This window comes from Microcoleus sp. PH2017_09_SFU_O_A (genome assembly GCF_020738625.1).
Classification (GTDB): Bacteria; Cyanobacteriota; Cyanobacteriia; order Cyanobacteriales; family Microcoleaceae; genus Microcoleus.
Genome location: NZ_JAEQCF010000160.1, coordinates 1 through 5,160 on the forward strand (window position 1 = coordinate 1; position 5,160 = coordinate 5,160).

The following is a 5,160-nucleotide window of genomic DNA, read 5'->3' on the forward strand; positions in this document are numbered from 1 at the left end:
CTCCTGATTCGTTGAAGTTATCCCAACTAATTCGGTCTAAAAATACGTACCCATTTCGACAACTGGCTGACAGTTTTGCCCCAAATTCAACGGATTTCCAAGCTTTCCCTCTCACGGAGCGGGCGGATCTGTGGTTGCGTTAAACTTACTATTCTGTCGGGAATACTATGTTCTTTCTTTTTGTACATTAACAACTGTTGGCGGTAGACTTCTGTAACTACTAACAGCATTCTATAATGAGATTTGGTTAATAACTGTAGCTGACGCATTCGCTCTATACTAGCCAAATTTCTTTGGATGTATTGCAGTTGTTTTTTAATGGCTTTTCTTCTTGATTTTCGTCGTGGCTTTTTTTGTTTTGCTATGGTTAGGTATTCTTTTCTGGCTCTGTTTCGATATGTCAAGAGGCTTTTTTTTACGGGTGATCTAGTTTGATTGTGTAGACTATCTATGATTTTTTCAGTATGTTCTCGGGCTTGATTTAATAGTCCTAAGTCGGTCGGATATTTAATGTCGGCTGGCGCACAGGTTGCATCTATAGCGGATCTAGCGAAAGATTCGCGGACGTTGTTGGGCTTGGGCCCTCTTGGTTTCAGTGGTTATATAACCTGTCAGTCATACCTCACCTTTTTGAGAAAGGCTATAATATTAATTTTCCTTGATTTTTGGGTTCACTCCAATCTGATTACTTTTTTTCTACTTCTTCTCCTGGTACTTTGGTCTGGTCTTTGACCATTTTTTCATTGATTTTATTTCCTCGGGTTGACTCCTATTCTTTGCCGAAAATAAACGAACATGGATGAGTCGAATGGTCTAGCATTACTATAGCCACTTAGACCTAGGAAGTATTGTAGGTATGGGTTTTCTCTTATTTGTTCCCCGTTGAACAGGTGAATTTTTGGGCATATTCATCAACAAAAATTCTGACCATGGAATTATTTTTGCCATGATTACCAACGATTATTCTCTGATAATTGTCCTTGTCCGTGAAGGGCAAAGTTGGACACTGCTTTTGGGGCTTTAGTCAAGTTTTCGGTACATGAACGAAAGTGATGCTGTGCATGGCTTTTGACTAATTTTACCTCATAGTCTAACACATTGTCAGTGCCGATCGCGAGTCAAGTTTTTTCAGGTAAGGGTTTTAGGCTTATTCAGCAAGCCCTAGCTAGCACTTTCGCCTGTTACAGAACCTTTTTTACAAAACTTTCCTTGTTTCTTTAGATTCGTTTTGCTTGTCGGTACGATCGCCCACTTATCGGCTCGATCGCCCACTTATCGGTACGATCGCCCACTTATCGGTATGATGGAATCAATGACGTGGCGATCGACTGACTCACTCTTTTAAGATACAAGGGGCGGGTTCACCAACAATAATTGCCACTCAACCAATAATCTCAAAAACCCGCCCCCACCCAACGGTAAATCACTTCCCTAAATCAACCGGAAATTAGCAGAAGTAATCGCATTAGCACTCACTCCAATCATCACACCCAACTCCTGTCCCGTCAAGACATTTTTGATGAGAGTTCCCTGAGTATTTTGAGTTATTGCTAACTGATTAAAACTTAAACCACCGCTTAATCCAATCAAATCTTGACCCACGGTAAAATCAGCGATTATGTCAAATCCTTCACCTGATTTCAAGACAAAGATATCGTTACCGCTACCGCCAATCAAACTATCATTACCCAATTCTCCGTAAAGAATATCATCACCTTTACCGCCTAGAAGAGTATCATTATCTTCCCCTCCGTACAGGGTGTCATTTCCTTCACAACCTCCCAAAATATCTGCTTGTTCATTCCCTCTGATAAAATCATTTCCAGCCCCGCCGCAGATGGTATCCGAACCCTCATTTCCAAGCAGGGAGTCATTACCTTCACTACCAAGGATGATGTCATCACCTTTACCTCCAAATAAGGTGTCATTACCCTTGCCACCATCGATAAAGTCATCATTTCGATTCCCATAAACGATGTCATCACCTTCGCCGCTATTTAAGGAGTCATTGCCTTTACCTCCAAAGATTAAATCCTTGCCCAATTCACCCAGAATGATGTCGTTTCCTTCATCTCCAAATAGGATGTCATTGCCTTTGCCACCGCTGATAAAATCGTTGCCTTTGTTGCCGTTGAAAATGTCGTTTCCGCCGCCACCATATAAGTTGTCCTTCCCGGAAGAAGCATCAAATATATTGCCGTTGTTGCTGCCGAGAAATTCATCATTTTTGGCAGTGCCTATTTGAATGCCGGATACACCGAGTATGGTATTTTCAACTGCATTGGGTTGGTTTAAGTTGGGATAGTCAATTTTGTCGCAGATGCAGTCATCATTCGGGATGTTATTAGTTATTGGCGTTACCGATGGTGTTGGCGTCGGTGTTGGCGTCGGTGTCAGCGTTGGTGCGGGTGTTGGTGTCGGTGTTTCCGCAGGCGTTGGTGTGACTATCGGTGTCGGTGTTGGCGTTACGAATGGTACAGGAGTTGGCGTTGTGACAGGAGTTGGTGTTGTTACCGGAGTTGGTGTTGTTACCGGAGTTGGCGTTGTTACCGGAGTTGGTGTTGTTACCGGAGTTGGTGTTGTTACCGGAGTTGGTGTTGTTACCGGAGTTGGTGTTGTTACCGGAGTTGGGGTTGTTACCGGAGTTGGGGTTGTTACCGGAGTTGGTGTTGTTACCGGAGTTGGTGTTGTTACCGGAGTTGGTGTGGTGACAGGTACGGGAATATTCACGCCAAAAGTACCTAAACTGCTAGCAGCATTCAAATTACCAAGCGCATCTTTAACCTGACTTCCTTGCAAATTAACCGTGTAAGTAGCATTATCAGCATTATCCCAAATTCCACCTGGGGGCGTCAACGAATATGTCGCTGTACGCGGTGTACCATTTCCGATGGGTGTTGCACTAATAAAGGTAGCAGGAATAGCACCACCTGACCAATTTACAACAACATCAGAATTATCTAAACTGCTAACATCAACTCCACTATTATCGCTGAAAGTAACTGTCAATGTCTGACTTGTACCACCCGCTGTAGTAACGTTAGAAATTGCAGCCAAATTAGCAGTAGGTGCTGTAATATCGGCAGTGCGAGTCAATTGAGCCGCAGCGGTATTGTTATTACCTGCTGTATCAGTGGCTTTAGCTGCGGGAACATCTACGGTGACAGCGCCAGCGGCTGTTGGTGTAACTGTGAAATTATAAGTTGTACCAGTACCTGTAAATCCGCTAACAGTTCCGTTAGCAACAGTCACACCAGTTGTAGTAAATCCTGTGACGCTTTCGCTGAATGTTGCTGTGACTATGAATGGTGCGTTTGTGGTGGTTGGTGATGTTGATGTTAAGGCTACTGTGGGTGCGGTGATATCGGCAGTGCGAGTCAATTGAGCCGCAGCGGTATTGTTATTACCTGCTGTATCAGTTGCCCGCGCTGCTGGAACATCTACGGTGACAGCGCCAGCGGCTGTTGGTGTAACTGTGAAATTATAGGTTGTACCGCTACCTGTAAATCCGCTAACAGTTCCATTAGCAACAGTCACGTCGCTTGCGATAAATCCTGTGACGCTTTCGCTGAATGTTGCTGTGACTATGAATGGTGCGTTTGTGGTGGTTGGTGATGTTGATGTTAAGGCTACTGTGGGTGCTGTAATATCGGCAGTGCGAACAAGTTGGGTGGCTGCGGTATTGTTGTTACCTGCTGTATCTGTGGCTGTAGCTGCGGGAACATCTACGGTGACATTGCCAGTTGCAGTTGGTGTAACTGTGAAATTATAGGTTGTACCGCTACCTGTAAATCCACTAACAGCGCCATTAGCAACAGTCACGTCGCTTGCGATAAATCCTGTGACGCTTTCGCTGAATGTTGCTGTGACTAAAAAGGGTGCGTTTGTGGTGGTTGGTGATGTTGATGTTAAGGCTACTGTGGGTGCTGTAATATCGGCAGTGCGAGTCAATTGAGCCGCAGCGGTATTGTTATTACCTGCTGTATCAGTGGCTGTAGCTGCGGGAACATCTACGGTGACAGCGCCACTAGCAGTCGGTGTAACTGTAAAAGTATAAGTTGTGCCGCTACCTGTGAAATTGCTAATCGCACTGTTAGTCAAATTCACGTCGCTGGGAATAAATCCTGTGACATTTTCGCTGAATGTTGCTGCGACTAAAAAGGGTGCGTTTGTGGTGGTTGGTGATGTTGATGTTAAGGCTACTGTGGGTACAATTGTGTCTACAACTATGGCTTTGTTATCAGCTAAAGATTGTCCCGCAGGAATAGTTAATGTTGCATTATTTGCCGCAGCATCTCTTAAGGTTGCACCTGTTGCTAAAGTTATGGTTGTTGAGTTGAGATCCGTGCTGTTTTGTCCGGCGGCTGGAGTGTATGTGCCGACAGCAGATGTGCCGGTGAAAGGTGCAATAGTAACAGTGCCGCCTGTGTCTAAAGCGACTGTCATATTACCGCCTGCTAATGTTACTGCTTCGCTGAAGTTGACGGTGACGTTGATGTTGCCAGTTGTGCCGTAACTACCATCGACGGTGGTAGAGGTGATGTTGGTGATGGTGGGTGCAACGGCGTCAATAACTATGGCTTTGCTGCCGCCGAGGGAGTTGGCTGTGGCTAGGGCGGGGAGGGTTAAATCGGCATTCGTAGCCAAATTATCTTGAATTGTGCCACCGTTGAGAGTAAGCGCACTGGTAGAGAGATATTCTAAGTCAGCAGAAGTGTCCCCAGCTTGTACTAAATAGTTGAAAGTGAGTGCAGTACCGCCACTACCACTAGCATAGGTGGCAAATTGGTCGGTTGTACCGGTTTCTAATTGCAGTTGGGGTGTGCCAGTGACAGTCACGGCAGCATCGAAGGTGACGGTGATGGCAATAGTAGAACCTACACCGTAACTGCCGTCAGCAGTGGTGGCGGTGACAGCGGTAACTTTGGGGGTGGTGGTGTTGAGCAGGATGGAGGCGGTGCCGCTGCTTCTGTTCGCCACAGCTAAGTCTGGTTTCCCGTCGCCGTTGAAGTCGCCGATGCTGACGGAGCGGGGGCTACTGCCAGTTGGGAAGTCAACTTGGGTGGCGAAAGTGGGGGTGGTAGCTCCCGTGGGGGTGGTGTTGAGCAGGATGGAGGCGTTGTTGCTGCCGAAGTTCGCCACAGCTAAGTCTGGTTTCCC

At 46.0% G+C, this 5,160-nt stretch carries 1 protein-coding gene and 2 pseudogenes; all 3 read right to left on the bottom strand.

Annotated features, from left to right (window positions below; all coding sequences use genetic code 11):
* Positions 1–539 (bottom strand): annotated as a pseudogene (locus JGK16_RS32060) (IS5/IS1182 family transposase); the annotation flags it as partial.
* Between the two features lie 188 nt (positions 540–727).
* A pseudogene (locus JGK16_RS32065) lies at positions 728–878 on the bottom strand (transposase); the annotation flags it as partial.
* A 553-nt stretch (positions 879–1,431) separates the two neighbouring features.
* A partial coding sequence (locus JGK16_RS32070; RefSeq protein ID WP_293193917.1) for an Ig-like domain-containing protein occupies positions 1,432–5,160 on the bottom strand: 3,729 nt, incomplete at its 5' end.